The 17,278-nt window shown below is 70.8% G+C and carries 16 protein-coding genes; 5 read left to right on the top strand and 11 right to left on the bottom strand.

Translation table 11 applies throughout. The features are described 5' to 3' along the window. Entirely contained in the window at nucleotides 1-1,575 is a 1,575-nt protein-coding gene (locus AB0A63_RS26995) for a GAF domain-containing sensor histidine kinase (RefSeq protein WP_360396488.1), read from the bottom strand. Between the two features lie 156 nt (nucleotides 1,576-1,731). Between AB0A63_RS26995 and AB0A63_RS26990 the strand changes: the two genes are divergently transcribed. After that, nucleotides 1,732-2,385, top strand: a complete 654-nt coding sequence (locus AB0A63_RS26990) for a hypothetical protein (protein ID WP_360396296.1) — start codon at nucleotides 1,732-1,734, stop codon at nucleotides 2,383-2,385. Nucleotides 2,386-2,445: 60 nt separating this feature from the next. Here AB0A63_RS26990 and AB0A63_RS26985 read toward each other — a convergent pair whose 3' ends face one another. Both AB0A63_RS26985 and AB0A63_RS26980 read right to left on the bottom strand, forming a co-directional pair. Further along, complete coding sequence (locus AB0A63_RS26985; protein ID WP_360396294.1) at nucleotides 2,446-3,603, bottom strand: hypothetical protein; 1,158 nt, start codon at nucleotides 3,601-3,603, stop codon at nucleotides 2,446-2,448. Between the two features lie 110 nt (nucleotides 3,604-3,713). After that, entirely contained in the window at nucleotides 3,714-4,268 is a 555-nt protein-coding gene (locus tag AB0A63_RS26980) for an ABATE domain-containing protein (RefSeq protein WP_360396292.1), read from the bottom strand. Between the two features lie 85 nt (nucleotides 4,269-4,353). Between AB0A63_RS26980 and AB0A63_RS26975 the strand changes: the two genes are divergently transcribed. Both AB0A63_RS26975 and AB0A63_RS26970 read left to right on the top strand, forming a co-directional pair. Beyond that, complete coding sequence (locus AB0A63_RS26975) at nucleotides 4,354-4,788, top strand: nuclear transport factor 2 family protein (protein ID WP_360396291.1); 435 nt, start codon at nucleotides 4,354-4,356, stop codon at nucleotides 4,786-4,788. Nucleotides 4,789-4,792: 4 nt separating this feature from the next. Next, nucleotides 4,793-5,473, top strand: a complete 681-nt coding sequence (locus AB0A63_RS26970; protein WP_360396289.1) for an MOSC N-terminal beta barrel domain-containing protein — start codon at nucleotides 4,793-4,795, stop codon at nucleotides 5,471-5,473. A 185-nt stretch (nucleotides 5,474-5,658) separates the two neighbouring features. On the opposite strand, the gene icmF is transcribed toward AB0A63_RS26970, so the two are convergent. Then, nucleotides 5,659-8,877 carry a fused isobutyryl-CoA mutase/GTPase IcmF gene (icmF, locus tag AB0A63_RS26965; protein WP_360396287.1) on the bottom strand — a complete coding sequence of 1,073 codons (3,219 nt, stop codon included), beginning with the start codon at nucleotides 8,875-8,877 and terminating at the stop codon, nucleotides 5,659-5,661. Between the two features lie 185 nt (nucleotides 8,878-9,062). On the opposite strand from icmF, the gene AB0A63_RS26960 reads away from it, so the two are divergent. Continuing rightward, on the top strand, nucleotides 9,063-9,365 hold the full coding sequence (locus tag AB0A63_RS26960; protein WP_360396285.1) for a hypothetical protein: 303 nt from the start codon (nucleotides 9,063-9,065) through the stop codon (nucleotides 9,363-9,365). Nucleotides 9,366-9,444: 79 nt separating this feature from the next. Here the strand turns inward: AB0A63_RS26960 and AB0A63_RS26955 are convergent, their stop codons facing one another. Next, nucleotides 9,445-10,446 (bottom strand): polyprenyl synthetase family protein, encoded by a 1,002-nt coding sequence (locus AB0A63_RS26955; RefSeq protein WP_360396283.1) that lies wholly within the window; start codon nucleotides 10,444-10,446, stop codon nucleotides 9,445-9,447. Between the two features lie 157 nt (nucleotides 10,447-10,603). Here AB0A63_RS26955 and AB0A63_RS26950 point away from each other — a divergent pair, with 157 nt between their 5' ends. Next, a complete protein-coding gene (locus AB0A63_RS26950) occupies nucleotides 10,604-11,569 on the top strand; it encodes an aldo/keto reductase (protein ID WP_360396282.1) in 966 nt (321 codons plus the stop codon). 47 nt (nucleotides 11,570-11,616) lie between these two features. Here AB0A63_RS26950 and AB0A63_RS26945 read toward each other — a convergent pair whose 3' ends face one another. The 6 genes from AB0A63_RS26945 to AB0A63_RS26920 form a co-directional block, all read right to left on the bottom strand. Then, the gene (locus tag AB0A63_RS26945) at nucleotides 11,617-12,807 is read right to left on the bottom strand and encodes an acyl-CoA dehydrogenase family protein (RefSeq protein ID WP_360396280.1); all 1,191 of its coding nucleotides are present in this window, start codon (nucleotides 12,805-12,807) and stop codon (nucleotides 11,617-11,619) included. 1 nt (nucleotide 12,808) lies between these two features. After that, on the bottom strand, nucleotides 12,809-13,657 hold the full coding sequence (locus tag AB0A63_RS26940; protein WP_360396278.1) for a 3-hydroxyacyl-CoA dehydrogenase NAD-binding domain-containing protein: 849 nt from the start codon (nucleotides 13,655-13,657) through the stop codon (nucleotides 12,809-12,811). Next, entirely contained in the window at nucleotides 13,654-14,379 is a 726-nt protein-coding gene (locus AB0A63_RS26935; protein WP_360396276.1) for an acetoacetate decarboxylase, read from the bottom strand. Before AB0A63_RS26935 ends, AB0A63_RS26940 begins: the two co-directional genes overlap by 4 nt. After that, nucleotides 14,376-15,122, bottom strand: coding sequence for a crotonase/enoyl-CoA hydratase family protein (locus tag AB0A63_RS26930; protein ID WP_360396275.1), 747 nt, complete (start codon nucleotides 15,120-15,122; stop codon nucleotides 14,376-14,378). Before AB0A63_RS26930 ends, AB0A63_RS26935 begins: the two co-directional genes overlap by 4 nt. After that, the gene (locus AB0A63_RS26925; RefSeq protein WP_360396273.1) at nucleotides 15,119-16,267 is read right to left on the bottom strand and encodes a CoA transferase; all 1,149 of its coding nucleotides are present in this window, start codon (nucleotides 16,265-16,267) and stop codon (nucleotides 15,119-15,121) included. Before AB0A63_RS26925 ends, AB0A63_RS26930 begins: the two co-directional genes overlap by 4 nt. 103 nt (nucleotides 16,268-16,370) lie before the next feature. Beyond that, on the bottom strand, nucleotides 16,371-17,276 hold the full coding sequence (locus AB0A63_RS26920) for a LysR family transcriptional regulator (RefSeq protein ID WP_360396271.1): 906 nt from the start codon (nucleotides 17,274-17,276) through the stop codon (nucleotides 16,371-16,373). Between the last annotated feature and the right edge of the window lie 2 nt (nucleotides 17,277-17,278).

Raw genomic sequence — 17,278 nt, 5'->3', positions numbered from 1 at the left:
CTAGGACGACCGGTCCAGCGGGACCCGCCACACCACGCGCGCTCCCCCGCCATCGGCCGCGCGCACCGCGAACGTGCCGCCGAACTGCGCCGCCCGGTGCGCGAGGTTGCGCAGCCCGCTGCGCGCCACGTCGGGTGCGATGCCGATCCCGTTGTCCTGCACGGTGATCACCACGTCGTCGCCCGCGTCGACCAGCACCGTGAGCTCGGTGGCCTCCGCGTGCCGCACGGCGTTCGTGACGGCCTCGCGCACCACGGCCTCGACGTGTTCGGCGAGCTCGGGCGGCACGGAGTTGTCGACGGTGCCGGACATCCGCACGGCCGGGGACAGGTGCGTGGACTCGGTCAGGCCGGCGACGAGGTCGAGCAGGCGGCGGCGCAGCGAGGTGTTGTCGGTCGAGTGCAGGTCGAAGATCGAGGTGCGGATCTCGCGCACGGTCTCGTCGAGCTGCTCCACGGCGGTGCGCAGGCGGGCGGCGACCTCCGGTTCGGTGATGCGGCGCAGGGTGGCCTGCAGGGTCAGCCCGGTGACGAACAACCGCTGGATCACGTGGTCGTGCAGGTCGCGGGCGATGCGGTCGCGGTCCTCCAGCACGTACAGCAACCGTTGGGAGCGTTGCTGTTCCGCGAACTCCAGTGCCACCGCCGCCTGGTCGGCGAACGAGGCCAGCATCGGGACCTGGTCGGGCAGGAAGCGGGACTCGGTGCCGCGGCGCAGCACGACCAGGGCGCCGGTGACGGCGGAACCCGACCGCAGCGGCACCGCGAGCACGGAGCCGAAGGCGGCGGTGAGGTCGTCGGACAGCAGGGGTGTTCCGGTGCGGACCACCTCGTCGAGGGCGTAGTCGGCGGGGTCGAAGTCGCCGAGCCGCGCGCCCGCGTTCGCGGCCACCGCGAGCGGGGTGTGCCGGCCGTCGCCGAGCACCACCAGCGCCGCGTCGGCGGAGGCCAGCTCCACGGTCCGCTGGGTGATCAGGCGCAGCGCGTACTCACCGGACGCGCCGCCCAGCAGCTCGGAGTTGACCTCGCCGATGGCCTCCAGCCACCGTTCCCGCATCCGGGACTTCTCGAACAGCCGGGCGTTGTCGATCGCGATGCCCGCCGCCGCGGCCAGTGCCTGCAGGACCGCCTCGTCGTCGGCGGTGAACTCGGCGGCGTCGATCTTCTCGGTCATGTAGAGGTTGCCGAAGACCTCGTCGCGCACCCGCACCGGCACGCCGAGGAAGCTGTGCATCGGCGGGTGGTTCGGCGGGAAGCCGACCGACATGTCGTGCCGGGCCAGGTCGTGCAGCCGCAACGGGGTCGGGTCCTTGATCAGCAGCCCCAGCAGGCCCTTGCCCTCTGGCAGGTGGCCCATCTTCGCGCTCGTCTCCGCGTCCACGCCCACATGGACGAACTCGGACAGGTCGTCGCGTGTCCCCAGCACGCCCAGCGCGCCGTAGCGGGCGCCGACGAGGTCGACGGCGGCCTGCACGATCCGCTGCAACGTCGAGTCGAGCTCCAGCCCGGACGCCACGGCGAGGACGGCGCCGAGCAGCTCCTGCATGTGGTCACGGGTGGTGACGATCTCGTCCATGCGATCCCGCACCTCGTCGAGCAGTTCGTCGAGGTCACGGTGGCCGGGAGGGGTGGGCACGCCGCTAGCGTCGCACACATCCCGCGATCACACGGCCCTGGCAAGTGAGGACCTTCGGCCGTGGTCCGCGCACCGCGCTGCCCGGACAGTGAGGGCATGACCACCGTCGTGCCCGAATCGCTCGGACTGGCGGGTGAGGACGTGCGCGGGGTGCTCGCGCTCGCCACGCAGGCCGCGCCGCAGGTCCGGTTCGAGGTGCGGCCCGAGCGGATCGAGCTGCACACCACGAGCCCGCACAGCCGGGAGGCCAGGATCGCGTGCGGTGTGGCGCTGCTGAACGTCCGGCTGGCGTTGCAGGGCCACGGGATCCGCCCACTGGTGACGCTGCTGCCGGGGGCCGGTGCGCACGACGCCGCCGCGGCCGTGCGGCTGGGCGGGCACCAGGACCCGGACCCGGACGTGCTCGCGCTGATGCACGCCCTGCGCGCAAACCGTCGCACGTGGACGACGTTCCCCGGGGTGGGCCCCTGGCGCGGGCTGCTGTCGCGGGCCGCGGAGGTGGAACGCGCGTGGCTGCACGTGACACCCGGTGGGCAGGACCTGGTGCTGTGCACGTTCGCGCAGGGCGCCGCGGCGGAGATCCGTGCGGGGCAGGCGATGCAGCGGGTCGTCCTGACGGCGGCGACGGTCGGTGCGGCGGTGCTGCCCGCGCAGCCGCCGGTGAGCCTGTCCGCGTTGCGCGCGGACCTGCGCCCGTGCCTGGGCAGCACGCTGGTGCCGCAGGTGGTCCTGCGACTGGGCACGGGGTGACCGTGCCCGTCCCGTGCCGCGCGGGGGTCGAGCCCGCGGCACGGGACGGGCACGACCCCGTCAGCGGGCCAGCACGGCCCGCCACAGCACGCGTGCCAGCTCCGGGTGGCAGATGTCGTTGTGCGCACCCGCGATCCCGTCGCCGCGGCGGATCACCGACGAGCAGTCGACGTTGTGCACCTGACCCCTGACCAGGTCGCCGACCGACCCGACGTGGTGGCCGTGGACGTAGGTGCCTTGCACGCCATGGGCTCCGATGCCGCCGTACTTCGGGTACGCGTCGAGGTCGAGCTGCCGGCCCGACCGCGCGGCCAGCGGGTAGAACCGGCCGATCGCGTGGTCGTGCGCCGAGGTGGTCACGACGATAGGGCCGGGCACCCGGCCGAGCACGCCGCGGAAGTGACCGGCTCCCGGTTCGTCTGGCAGCCGTTCCGCGAACGACCACAGCGACATCGCGCCCTGCACCAGGGTGAGCGTCGCCGCCGGCACCGCGGTCGCCATGGCGGTCGCGGTGATGCAGCCGAAGCTGTGGCCCATCAGGTGGATGCGCGCGTCCGGTGCGACCTGGGCGACCTCGCGGGCGATCCGGGCCGCACCGCTGTCGCCGAACACCCGCGCGCGCCGTTTCATCTTCCAGAACGTCAGGATCCGCAACGGCGACAGGATGCCGCCGAGCGCGGGGTCCTCCAGGCACGCGCGGTAGAGCTGCTGGGGGTCGAACGGCATCCCGTCCTCGCCCGGCAGGTCCGGCACCGAGCCTTCGAGGTAGACGTAGGCCTCCTTGACGGCGGGCGACATCCGGCACGGGTGGTGCAGTGCGGCCTGCACGATCGTGCGCACCGCGGCCGTGCGGGCCGCTCCCCCGCCGAGCCGCGCGGCCGAGGCCCTGACGAACTCCTCCGACCTGACGTCCTCGTCGCCCCACGCCTTCGACGGCCAGTGCAGGCCGACCAGCAGTGCGCGGAACCCGCCCGGAAGCCGGTGCGCCGCCGCACGTTCCGCCCCGCAGGCGGCCATCGTCGCGACCCACTGGCCGTACTGGTGCCGGGCGGCCGGGACGTCACCGTTCCACCCGTGCACGAAGAAGAAAACATCGGTGACACCGGCGCGTGCGTCACGTAAGACGTCCGCGCTGTCGTGCCCCCGCTCGTTGCCGGTCTCGTCGAAGCAGACGAGGTGATAGCTGATGTCGTGGCCTGGTACGGATTCTCGGGACATCGCGGATCACCACCACACAAAAAAGCGCTCCCTTGTCCACTTATCGGAACTCGGGCGGCTCACGTGTAGGCCGTGCGATCAGGAAAACCCGTTCGGACCAGGCGGTTCGCTCACTCGCCCGCCCGGTTGCGCCGGTAGTGCCTGGCCGCGCGGACCCGGTTGCCGCAGCCCGGTGAGCACCATTCCCGCCGCGGGTGGTCCTTCACGAAGTAGAGCACACACCCTGGCGCGTAACAGGCTCGCAACAGCACCTGCTGCTCGCCGGTGAACAGCTCCACCGCCTCGGCCGCGATAGAGGCCAGCGCGCGGTCGACCCGCGAACCGCCGACTTCGTTGCGCCGCACCAGTTTTCCGTCTTCCTCCGCGAGCTGCGGCCACTCGGTGGCGCGCTTGGCGGCGAGGTTGAGGTCGGTGACGGCCCGCGCGAGGTCGCGGTCCTGGGCGACCGCACGCGTGTCCTGCGTCAGCACGGCGGCGAGGTCCCGCAGGGCCTGGCGGAGCGTGCGGAACGCGCGCAGGTCGTCCTCGCCGGTCTCACCGGCGGCGAACCCGAGGAACCCGTTCAGCCCAGCGACGGTCACCAGGTCGTCGTTCACCTGCGACCGGTTCGCCCAGATCGTGTTCATGAGCAGGACCGGCCGGGGTTCGTCGGGCGTGAGCAACACGACCTAACGGTAACACGTCCTTGCATCCGTTAGTGCCATGTTCTAACGTTTGCGGCGTCTTCCAACCGTTGGAAAGGATGCCGCCGTGACCCTCGTGCCACCGTTCGACGCCGACACCGCCCGGCAGAAGGTGCAGGCCGCGCAGGACGCCTGGAACACCCGCGACCCGGAGCGCGTGGCCCGCGCCTACACACCGGACTCGGTGTGGCGCAACAGGTCCGAGTTCGTGCGCGGGACCGGCGAGATCGTCGCGTTCCTGACCCGCAAGTGGGAGCGCGAGCACGGCTACGCGCTCCGCAAGTCGCTGTGGGCGTTCGGCGACGACCGCATCGCCGTCCGCTTCCAGTACGAGTGGCACGACGACGACGGCCAGTGGTGGCGCAGCTACGGCAACGAGAACTGGGAGTTCGCTCCGTCCGGCCTGATGTCCCGGCGTGAGGCGAGCATCAACGACGTGCGGATCGCCGCCGCGGACCGGCGCGTCGACCCCACCTCCACCCACGACCTCCCGACGGAGTAGACCGATGCACGTCTCAGGACTGTGGCGTTACCCGGTGAAGTCGCTCGGCGGCGAGCAACTGGAGTCGGCGGCCTTCACCTCCGACGGGGTCGAGGGCGACCGGCTCGTGCACGTGCAGGGCCCGCGCGGGGTCCTGACCGGCCGCACCCGGTACGGCCTGCTGACCATCCCCGCGACGACCGGGCCGGACGGCCCGCTCGTGGACGGGCACCCGTGGGACAGCTGGGAAGCGCACGAGCGGGTGCTGCCGTTCGGCGGCCGGCTGACCCGCTACACCGGGCCGGAGCGCTTCGACGTGCTCAACGTCCTGGTGGCCACCGACGGCCAGGTCGCGGCGGCGGGCGTGGACGTGCGGCGGCTGCGGCCCAACATCCTCGTCGGCGGGGTCGAGGCCGGCGAGGAGGAGAGCTGGCCGGGGCACGCGCTGGTGGTCGGCGACGTCGTCATCGGCATGTACCGGCAGCGGGCGCGGTGCGTGGTGACGACGATCGACCCCGACACCGGGGCGCAGGACCTGGACGTGCACCGGCGGATCCGGCACGAGTTCGGCGGGGTGCTGTGCCTGGACAGCTGGGTGGTGCGGCCCGGCGTGGTGAACGTGGGTGACCCGGTCGAGCTGGTGCCGACCGACGAGCTGCCCGACCGGGTGGGCGGGTGGATCGTCGGCCGCCCCTACGCCGTCTAGCCCCTTGCCCCTGTCGGCAAGGGCGTCTGCAAGTACCACCAACCCTTGATCAAACCGCCGCCAACTACTACCAACATGTTCGTCGTCCACCGAACTAGGACCGCGTCGGCAGGCGGTCGGAGGCGCTGTTGGTAGTAGAAAAGTGCCTGTTGATGTTGAGTTGGTGGTACTTGCAGAAGCAGGGGTCAGATGTTGCGGCGGTACTGGCCGCCCACCTCGAAGAACGCCTCGGTGATCTGACCGAGCGTGCACACGCGTGCGGCGTCCATCAGCACGGCGAACACGTTCTCGTTCGTCTGCGCCACCTCGCGCAGGCGTGCGAGGGCCTTCTGGGCCTCGTCGCGGTGCGCGGCCTGGAACGCGCGGGTCCGCTCGACCTGCGACTCCTTCTCCTCCTCGGTGGCGCGCGCGAGCTCGATCTTCACGACCTCGCGGGTGCCGTCCTCCGGCAGGAAGGTGTTGACGCCGACCAGCGGCAGCGAGCCGTCGTGCTTGCGCTGCTCGTAGAGCATCGACTCGTCCTGGATGCGGCCGCGCTGGTAGCCGGTCTCCATCGCGCCGAGGACGCCACCGCGTTCGGAGATGCGGTCGAACTCCATCAGCACGGCCTCTTCGACGAGGTCGGTCAGCTCGTCGATGACGAACGAGCCCTGCAGCGGGTTCTCGTTGGCCGAGAGGCCCCACTCCTTGTTGATGATCATCTGGATGGCCATCGCGCGCCGGACGGACGACTCCGTGGGAGTGGTGATCGCCTCGTCGTAGGCGTTGGTGTGCAGGGAGTTGCAGTTGTCGTACAGCGCGCACAACGCCTGCAGCGTGGTGCGGATGTCGTTGAAGTCCATCTCCTGCGCGTGCAGCGAACGGCCCGAGGTCTGCACGTGGTACTTGAACTTCTGCGACCGCTCCGAGGCGCCGTAGCGGTCGCGCATGGCCACGGCCCAGATCCGCCGGGCGACGCGGCCGATGACGCTGTATTCGGCGTCCATGCCGTTGGAGAAGAAGAACGACAGGTTCGGCGCGAAGTCGTCGATGTTCATGCCACGTGCCAGGTACGACTCGACGTAGGTGAAGCCGTTGGCGAGCGTGAAGGCGAGCTGGCTGATGGGGTTCGCCCCGGCCTCGGCGATGTGGTAGCCCGAGATCGACACCGAGTAGAAGTTGCGCACCTGCTGCTGGATGAACCACTCCTGGATGTCCGCCATCATGCGCAGCGAGAACTCCGTGGAGAAGATGCAGGTGTTCTGGCCCTGGTCCTCCTTGAGGATGTCGGCCTGCACGGTGCCGCGGACGTTGCCCAGCGCGAACGCCTTGATCCGGGCGTGCTCCTCCGCGGACGGCTCGCGGCCCTCCTCGGCGGTGAACTTCGCGACCTGCTGGTCGATCACGGTGTTGAGGAAGTACGCGAGGATCGTCGGCGCCGGGCCGTTGATCGTCATCGACACCGACGTCGTCGGCGCGACCAGGTCGAAGCCGTCGTAGAGCGCCTTCATGTCGTCCAGCGACGCGATCGAGACACCGGAGGTGCCGATCTTGCCGTAGACGTCCGGCGGGGTGTCGGGGTCACGGCCGTAGAGCGTCACCGAGTCGAACGCGGTCGACAGGCGGGTGGCCGGGTTGCCCTTCGACAGGTACTTGAAGCGGCGGTTGGTGCGGAACGCGTCGCCCTCGCCCGCGAACATGCGCGCCGGGTCCTCGCCCTCGCGCTTGAACGGGAAGACGCCCGCGGTGAACGGGAAGAAGCCCGGCAGGTTCTCCTTGCGCAGGAACCGCAGCAACGAGCCCTCGTCGTCGTACCGGGGCAGGCTGACGCGGCGGACCTGGTTGCCGGACAGCGTCTCCCGCGTGAGCCTGGTGCGGATCTCCTTGTCGCGCACCGTGAACACGAGCTCGTCACCGCTGTACTGCTCGACGGTCGCGGGCCACGCACCGAGCAGGTCGGTGGTGTCGCGGTCGAGGCCGCGCTCGGCGGCGGAGGCGAGCTCCGCGATGTCCGCGACGCCCTTCCCCGCTGCCTCCAGCGCCTTCTGCGCCGCGGTGAGCTGGGTGTGCGCGCGGACCGCGGCGACCTGCTCCTCGGTGCGGCGGTGGTAGCCGCGCACGGTGTCGGAGATGTCGCTGAGGTAGCGGGCGCGGGAGGCGGGCACGACGGTGGACGCGCTGGTCGACGTCTTGCCGGAGACCGGTGCCAGCGCGCCGTCCTCGACGTGCAGGCCGTGCTCCTTCAGGCCGTCGCGCAGGAACTGGTAGAGCGCGGTGACGCCGTCGTCGTTGAACGTCGCGGCGGACGTGCCGTAGACCGGCATGTCCTCCCACTTCACGCCGAACGCCTCGCGGTTGCGCACCATCTGGCGGGCCACGTCGCGGCGCGCGTCCTCGGCACCGCGGCGCTCGAACTTGTTGATCGCCACGGCGTCGGCGTAGTCGAGCATGTCGATCTTCTCGAGCTGCGACGCGGCACCGAACTCCGGCGTCATCACGTACAGCGAGAAGTCGACGAACGGCACGATCGCCGCGTCGCCCTGGCCGATGCCGGGGGTCTCGACGATGACCAGGTCGGCACCGGAGGCCTTGCACGCCACGATGGCCTGCTCCAGGCCGTCCGGGATCTCGCTGCCGGCGCGGCGCGTGGCCAGCGAGCGGAAGAACACCCGGTCGCCGTCGAGGCAGTTCATCCGGATCCGGTCGCCGAGCAGCGCGCCACCGCCGCGGCGCCGGGTCGGGTCGACCGCGAGCACGGCGATGCGCAGCTTGTCCTGCTGGTCGAGCCGGAAGCGGCGGACGAGCTCGTCGGTGAGCGACGACTTGCCGGAGCCACCGGTGCCCGTGATGCCGAGCACCGGGACCTTGCGCGTGGCCTCCAGCGGCTCGGCCGTGCCCGCCTCGATGTGCGTGATCGCGCGCGCCAGGGCCTCGTCGGCTCCCGTCAGCAGCGCGTCGTGGCTGAACGGCGCGGTGAGCGCGTGGTCGCACTCCTCGATCATCAGGTTGATCATGCGGGCGAGGCCGAGCGTCTGCCCGTCCTGCGGCGAGAAGATCCGCGCGACCCCGCGGGAGTGCAGCAGCTCGATCTCCTCGGGCACGATGACGCCGCCACCGCCGCCGTAGACCCGGATGTGCCCGGCACCGCGCTCGTTCAGCAGCTCGACCAGGTACGAGAAGTACTCGACGTGCCCGCCCTGGTAGGCGCTGATGGCGATGCCCTGCGCGTCCTCCTGGACCGCCGCGGTCACGACCTCGGCGACCGACCGGTTGTGCCCGAGGTGGATGACCTCCGCGCCCTGTGCCTGCAGGATGCGCCGCATGATGTTGATCGCCGCGTCGTGGCCGTCGAAGAGGCTGGACGCGGTCACGAAGCGCACCGGGTTGACCGGCTTGTGCAACGCGGGCGCGAGGGACGTCGTCATGAGAATAGTTTGACTTCCTACTATTGGACGTGCAACCGAGGGTGGTCCAGGTCTCTGTATCGAACCCGAACCCGGCACCCCGACTGTGCTCCGCACGCCTCAACCGGGACTCGGTGGGCGGTTGCGCTCCCGGCGACAGATCCGGTAGGCATGTATTCAGATCGTTCAAACCTGGGGGGTTTCGAATGTCTCTGTTCCGCATGCTCGCGTCCGCCACCGTGGTGTCCGCGGCTGCCATCACCCTCGTCGCCGCTCCTGCGAGCGCCGACCCGCTGCAGAACTCGGGCGACTTCAAGGTCGCCGGCGTCAACATCCGCTCCGGACCCGGCACGGGGTACACCGTCCTGGGCTCGGGCTACCCCGGTCAGTACGCGTACCTGTCCTGCGGGCAGGCCGTGTCCGGCTGGGAGTGGATCGAGGTGCAGAACGTGGCGACGGGTGTCCGCGGTTGGGCGAAGAACGACCTGATGTACGCCTACTGCAGCTGATTCCGGCCGGTGTTCCGGCAGGGCGGTCGTCCTGCCGGAACACGGTGGCCGACCAGGACCAGCGAGCAACCGGACCACCTCACGACGGTACCTGGTCCGCGGTCGCCTGAGCGGGCACGACGGCCGCGGGAACGCGCACCGGCGAGAACCGGCCGGTCGTCACCGCCACCGCCAACCCGGCCAGCTCGTCCACCGCCCGCTGCCGCACACCCGCCGCGCGCAGGTGACCGAGCGCGCTGTCCAGCAACACCCCGGCCTGCTGCTCGCACCACCGGCGCCCGCCCGCCTGCTCGACCGCGCGGGCCTGCTCCGCGGGTGAGCCGGTCAACTCGGCACCGGCGGCCAGCGCGGCCACCACGGGAAGCGTGCGGCGGTCGTGCGCCAGGTCGTCGTGCAGTGGACGGCCGGAGACCGCGGGGCCGCCCCACAGGGCGAGGACGTCGTCGACGTGCTTGCGCGCCAGGCCGAGGTGGTCGCCGAACGCGCGGAGGCGACCGGCTTGGTCACGGGTCGCGCCGGCGGCCAGTGCGCCCAGCTCGCACGCGCAGGCCGCGAGGGAGGCGTGCTGGGCGGCGGCGACGCGCAGGTGCTCGGTGACCTCGACGGCGCCGGGGCGTCCGGCCATCTCGACCTCCCGCACGTAACCGTCCACAACGGACAGCAGTGCTGCGTTGAGCGCCATCACCCCGGGCCCGGTGAGGTGGGTGAACGCGAGCGTCAGCAGGGCGTCCGCCGCCGAGACGGCCCGGCGGTCGCCGAACTCCACCCACGCGCTCGGCCGGGAGCCGCGGCGGGCCGCGCGGGTCATCAGGTCGGCGTGCACCTGGTCGTGCAGGTGCGCGAGCTGCAACGCCACGGCGACCTCGACAGCGGCATCCGCGCTGCCGACGGACTCCGCGGCGAGCAGGGCCAGAGCGGCGACGAGGGGGTCCTGCCCGGCCAGGTGGTGGCCGACGACCGCGCGGGTCTGGTCCGGCAACGTGGCGATGGCGGCCGTCAGCGGTGCCTCGACCACGGCACGGCTCCAGGCCAGCACCTCTCCAGCGGGTCGCGCCGCGGTGACCACGTCGGTGCTCGTCATGCCCACAGAAGCTAGACCCGCGAGCCGGTGCCTCCGGGTGCGCAGCCACTGTCGTGTCGAGAAGGGGCACGATCCGGCGATCGGGACTACGTTGATGTTGAACGGGTTGTTGTCGCCATCACCCGACCGTGACCGTCGTTTTCCTGAGGGGCTGAACGTGCGCTACACCAAGCTCGCCGGCATGGACGTGTCGGAGATCTGTCTCGGCATGATGAGCTACGGCGATCCGTCGCTGGGCACGCATCCGTGGTCGATGCCGGAGGAGGAGGCCCGGCCGTTCATCAAGAACGCCCTTGAAGCCGGCATCAACTTCTTCGACACGGCCAACGTCTACTCGGCGGGGTCGTCTGAGGAGTTCACCGGTCGCGCGCTCAAGGACTTCGCCCGCCGCGACGAGGTCGTGCTCGCCACCAAGGTGAACGGCCGCATGCACGCCGGCCCGAACGGCGCCGGCCTGTCGCGCAAGGCGATCCTCGCCGAGATCGACAACTCGCTGCGCCGGCTGGGCACCGACTACGTGGACCTGTACCAGATCCACCGCTTCGACCCCGCCGTCCCGCTGGAGGAGACCCTCGAGGCGCTGCACGACGTCGTGAAGTCCGGCAAGGCCCGCTACCTCGGCGCCTCGTCGATGTACGCGTGGCAGTTCTCCAAGGCGTTGTACACGCAGCGGGCGAACGGCTGGACGCGGTTCGTGTCCATGCAGAACCACTACAACCTCCTCTACCGCGAGGAGGAGCGCGAGATGCTGCCGCTGTGCGCGGACCAGGGCATCGCGGTCATCCCGTGGAGCCCGCTGGCGCGCGGGCGGCTGACCCGCGACTGGGACGCCACGACCGCACGCGCGGAGACCGACGAGTTCGGGTCGACGCTGTACGTCGAGTCGGACCGGGCGATCGTCGAGCAGGTGGCCGCGGTCGCCGCCGCGCGGGGCGTCTCGCGGGCGCAGGTGGCGCTGGCGTGGCTGCTGCGCAACCCGGTCGTGACGGCGCCGATCGTCGGCGTCACGAAGCCCGCGCACCTGGACGACGCGGTGGCGGCGCTGGACTTCGAGCTGACCGACGACGAGGCGCGCTCGCTGGAGCAGGCCTACCAGCCGCACCGCGTCGCCGGGCACGGCTGACATGGCAAGGGCCGCCGGTGCCCACCGGCGGCCCTTCTGCGCCGTGCCTACACGAACGCGCTCTCGCCCGTGATCGCCTTGCCCACGATCAGGGTGTTCATCTCCCGCGTGCCCTCGAACGAGTAGATGGCCTCGGCGTCGGCGAAGAACCGCGCCACGTCGTGCTCCAGCACGATCCCGTTGCCGCCGAAGATCTCCCGCGCCCACGCCACGACCTCGCGCATCCGCGCGGTGACGAACGCCTTGGCGAGCGAGGAGTGCTCGTCGCGGAAGATGCCGGCGTCCTGGAGCCGGGCGAGCTGCACCAGCATGCCCCAGCAGGCGGTGATGTTGCCCAGCGACTTCACCAGCAGGTCCTGCACCAGCTGGAAACCGGCGATCGGGCGGCCGAACTGCTCGCGCTCACGGGCGTAGGCGAGCGCGGCCTCGTAGGCTCCGATCATCACGCCAAGCGCCTGCCACGCGACACCGCCGCGGGTGGCGCGCAGGATCTCCGCGACGTCGCGGAACGAGTTGATGTTCTGCAACCGGTTCGCCTCGGGCACGCGGACGTCGGTGAGGGTGATCTCGGCGTTCTCGACGATCCGGAACGCGATCTTGCCTTCGATCTTGGTCGCGGTGAAGCCGGGCATGCCCTTCTCGACCACGAAACCCTTGACCTGGTTGTCGTCCAGGTCGCGCGCCCACACGACCACGTAGTCGGCGAAGGTGGCGTTGCCGATCCACCTCTTGGCGCCGTTGAGCACCCACGTGTCGCCGTCGCGCTGGGCCGTGGTGCGCATGCCGCCCGCGACGTCGGAGCCGCCGAGCGGTTCGGTCATCGCGAACGCGCCGATCTTGTCCATCGCGGCCATGGCGGGCAGCCAGCGGTCGCGCTGCTCCTGCGAGCCGCCGGAGTAGATCGAGTACATCGCGAGTCCGTTGTGGACGCCGAAGAACGTGGCGACCGAGGCGTCGGTGCGGGTGAGCTCCATCGCCAGCATGCCGGTGAGCAGGTTGCTGACGGCGGCCGGGTGCTCGCCGTAGCCCTCGTAGGACAGGGCGGTGAGGCCGGCGCCGCGGAACTTGTCGATGAGCTCCGGCGGGAACTCGCCGCGCGCCCAGAACTCGTTGACCATCGGCTTGACCTCGGCGGCCATGAACTCGCGGGCGTGCAGCAGGATCTTGCGCTCCTCGTCGCTCAGCAGCGCCTCGTAGTCGTAGAAGTCGGCGACGAGCTGGTCTTCGATGCGGTCCATGTCAGTTGTCCTCCACTGCGGTCAGAACGGCGAGCTGCTTGCGGTCGCGCGCCTCGGCCAGCGCCGAGTACGTGGAGGAGCCGTAAGCGTCTTCCACGGCCCTGATGAGCCGTTCGGGGTCGTCCGAGGGGGTGCCGAGCGCCAGGTCCCGCATGGACCTGCCGATGTGCTCGGCGAGGTGCCGGTACCCGCCGGGGCCGCCACCGAGGTGGGCGCCGAGGAACGGGCCGACGGTCGCCCAGCGGATGCCGAGCGAGCTGGTCACGACGGTGTCGAGGTCCTGCGGTGTGACGACGCCCTGCTCGACGAGGTAGGCGGCCTCGCGGGAGAGCGCGGCCTGCAGCCGGTTGCCGACGAAGCCGGGGACCTCCTTGCGCTCCACGACCGGCGTGCGGCCGACGGAGCGGTAGAACTCGACGGCGCGGCTGACCGACTCCTCGGTCGTCTGCTCGCCCGGCACGACCTCGACCAGCGGGATCACGTGCGGCGGGTTGAACGGGTGTCCGATCAGGACACGCGATCCGTCGATGCCCTCGGTGAACGCGGTGGACGGGATCGCGGACGACGAGCTCAGCAGCAACGCGTGCGCGGGGGCCTCGCGGACCAGCTCGGCGAACAGGGTCTTCTTGAACTCCAGGTCCTCCGGGCCGTTCTCCTGCACGAGGTCCGCGTCCCGCACCGCGTCCGCGACGGTCGCCGCGACCTCGACGCCGTCGGGGACCACCAGGTCGGGGCGGGGGTCGGCGACGCGCACGGTCAGGCCGTGCTCGCAGAACAGGCGGGCCCACGACAGGCCGATCACCCCCGCACCGATGACGGCGACGGTGCTGACCTTCTTCCCGGTGTTCACGCTTCCTCCAAGTAGTTGTGGACCGGCTTGGCGGGAGCGAGCGTCAGGTCGGTGACGATGTGGCTGGCGGACACGACCTCCAGCACGGGGAGGTCGGCGAGCGGTGCGAGGACGTGCTGGAACAGCTGCAGGCGCGCGGGCCCGGTGTACGCGGCCTTGACCACGACGTCCGTGATCCGCGTGCGCACGAGCTCCTGGACCCGCGGCGTTCCGTCATATCCAGGGATGGTCTTCAGCATGAACGTTGGAACCGTGATCTCCGCCTCAGCCAGACGGGTGTCCAGTTCGTACTGCTTGTACCCCATGGTCGCGGTGGCCACCCGGACGGTGCCGTAGTCGAGGGTCCCGACCAGGGCACCGCGGTCGGCGTAGAGCGACGGCGAGCCCATCACCTTCGGGTAGGCGCTCACCTCGCGGCCGGACGCGGTGGCGGCGAAGCTGTCGAGGTACATCGCGTGCAGGTACTCGCCGCGTTCGCCGTCGAACACGACCGGGATCGCCTGACCGGCCTCGGTGTAGGGGCCGTAGCCGGTCACGTCGGTCATCTTCATGACCTCGAACCGGACCAGCGGCTCGTCGACCTCCAGCGGCTGCGGCACGACGGCGCGCAGCGCCTCGGGATCGGTGCGGTAGACGATGTTGAGGTACTCGCGGTCGAAGAACCGGGGCTGCACGGCGGGAAACGCCGGTGCGCTCAACGGTGTGACACCCAGCACGGTCATTCTCCTGTCCACTGCGGAGCCCGGCGCTCGGCGAACGCGGTCATGCCCTCGCGCACGTCGGCGGTGCTCATCAACTTCGCGATCTCCTCGCGCTGGGCGGTCCAGCGGTCGGCGGACCGCACGACCGTCTTCACGGCGGCCAGCGCGAGCGGTGCGTTGCGCGCGATCTGCTCGGCCAGCTGCACTGCCACGGCGGCGGCCTCACCCGGTGCCACGACCCGGTTCGCCAGGCCCAGCTCACCCGCGTGGCGGCCGTCGATCGGCTCGCCGGTGAGCAGCAGCTCCAGCGCCAGGTGGTGCGGGATGCGGTCGGTGAGCCGCACGACTCCGCCGCCCGCGGCGATCAGACCGCGCTTGACCTCGGGCAACGCGAACCGCGCATCCTCGGCAGCGACGATCAGGTCGCAGGCCAGTGCCAGCTCGAACCCGCCGCCCAGCGCGACGCCCTCGACGGCGGCGACCAGCGGCTTGGTCAGCTCGGCCTCGGTCAGCCCGCCGAACCCGCGGCCGGGCACCGACGGCGACTCGCCCTTCAGCGCGGCCTTGAGGTCCATGCCGGCGCTGAACGTGCCACCGGCTCCGGTCAGCACGCCGGCCCGCAGCTCGGGTGTGGTCTCCAGCTCGTCCAGTGCGGCGGTGAGGCCACCGGCGACGGCCGCGTTGACGGCGTTGCGCGCCTGCGGGCGGTCGAGGGTGATGAGCAGCACCGAGCCGATGCGTTCGGTGCGGACTTCGGCGGTCATGCGAGCTCCTTCAGGACTTCCGCGGTGTCCTGGCCGGGCACGGGGGCGAGCCGGCGGACGGTGGCGGGGGTCGCGGAGAACCGGACGGGGATGCCGATCGAGCGGATCTCGCCCTCGGTCGGGTGCCGCACGGTGTCGAGCAGGTGACCGTCGCGCACGTAGTCGTCCTCGTGCGCCTTGTCGAGCTCCAGCACCGGCCCGAACGGGATGCTGTGCTTCGCGCACACCTCGGCCCACTCCTCGGTGGGCAGGGCCGCGGCGCACTCGTCGACGAGGCCCATGAGGTCGTCGCTGTCGCCGGGGTCGATCCGCTCACCGGCCACCCGCGGGTCCTCGACCAGGTCGGGGCGTCCGGCGGCGGCGAAGAAGTCGCGGAAGTTCTGCGGGGTGTACGGGACGACGCAGGCGAGACCGTCCGCGGTGTGCACGGCGTGGTGGCCCCTGGCCATCGACAGGCCGAACCCAGTCGGGCCCTCCTCCGGCACGAACGCGTGGCCCGACAGGTGCTCGACCAGGTTGAACGCGATCATCGTGTCCGCCATCGGCACCTCGACCCGCTGGCCCTGGCCGGTGCGGTCCCGGTGCACGAGCGCCGCGAGCACGCTGTAGGCGATGGTCAGCGACGACACCTTGTCGCCGATGATCGTCGGCAGGTAGACCGGCCGGCCCAGCGCGCGGTTCGCGATGTCGACCAGCCCGGACGCGCCCTGGATCGTCTCGTCGTAGGCGGCGGTGCCGGCGCGGTCGGAGTCGCCGCGGAAGCCTTGGGCGTGGGCGTAGACGAGACCGGGGTTGCGCCCGGCGACGTCGGCGTAGTCCAGGCCGAGCCTGCTCAGCGCGCCGGGCCGCATGTTGGTGATCAGCACGTCGGCGGTGTCGATCAGCTTGAGCGCGCACTCGCGGTCGTCCTCGTCCTTCAGGTTCAGGGCGATGCTGCGCTTGTTGCGGTTGACGTTGAGGCTGAGCGGCGTCATGCCGGGGGTGGTGCGGTGGCGGCCGTTGCGCACGGTGTCGACCGGGGACTCGATCTTGATCACGTCGGCGCCGAGGTCTCCGAGAATCTGGGCCGCGTACGGGCCCATGACCACGGTCGAGAGGTCGATCACCCGCACGCCGTCCAACGGACCGGTGGTGATGTCCTGCATCGTTCGTCCTTTCGAAGTTCCTGCACCACCGAAGTTAGTGCGGGTTTTCTCCGAAGGGAACGATCAAGTCGCTCACAATGGCATGACCACGGTGGTCACACCATTATTTCGCAATCGGTTCCGCGAACAGCTCTTGCGCGATCCGGACGATTTCCCGGAGGTCGCCCTCGCCGCGGTCGTGCCGCCACAGCAGGCCGGTGTCGAGCTGGGCGCGGAAGTCGGCGAACGGCAGGACCACCATGTTCTCCAGCTGGTAGCCCCGCATCGAGCTCTCCTCGTCGAGCATCGAGACGGAGAACGCGAGCCCGCCGGACACCAGCTCGCTCACGCCGCCGTAACCGGTGTTCGTGAGCTGGATGCGCTTCTTGATGCCCAGTTCGTTCAATTGCGCGTCGAGCTGCTCGAAATACGACGGCATGATTTCCTCGGGCGACCGCGCATAGGCGAGATCGGTGAGTTCGGCCAGTTTGACGGAGTCGTGCCCGGCGAACCGGTCGGCCGGGACGACCGCCCCGAGCCGTTCCGACATCACGTGCACCGTCGCGAGCGCGGGCTCCTGCACCGGCAGCCTGGCCAGCGTGAGCCCGAGCCTGCCGTCCTTCACCCCCTCGACGAGGTCCGTGCTCGACCCCGGCCACCGCTTGAGCTCGAACCGCCCGCACACCCGTTCCGCGAGGACCGCCACGCGTTCGCGCAGGGCCGGGTGCACGCCGGGGGGCATGCCGACGAACACCGTCGCGCGCTGCGGCCCGGTCGCCTCGTCGAGCCGCCACCGGATCGACCCGACCCGGTCGAGCACGTCCCGCGCGAGGGGCAGCAGCGCCGTGCCCGCCTCCGTGAGCGCGACGTGGTGGGTGCTGCGGTCGAACAGCTGCCTGCCCAGCTCGTGCTCCAGGTCCTTGATCCGCTGACTGAGCGGCGAGGCGGCCATGTGCAGCTTGCGGGCGGCCGCGGAGAAGTTGAGCTCCTCGGCGACCGCGACGAAGTACCTGAGGTGCAGCAGTTCCACGG

Origin of the sequence: Lentzea sp. NPDC042327 (assembly GCF_040647275.1) — a bacterium.
GTDB lineage: Bacteria > Actinomycetota > Actinomycetes > Mycobacteriales > Pseudonocardiaceae > Lentzea.
The sequence above is the reverse complement of the archived record's forward strand: the minus strand, read 5'-3'. Positions and strand labels throughout refer to the sequence as shown.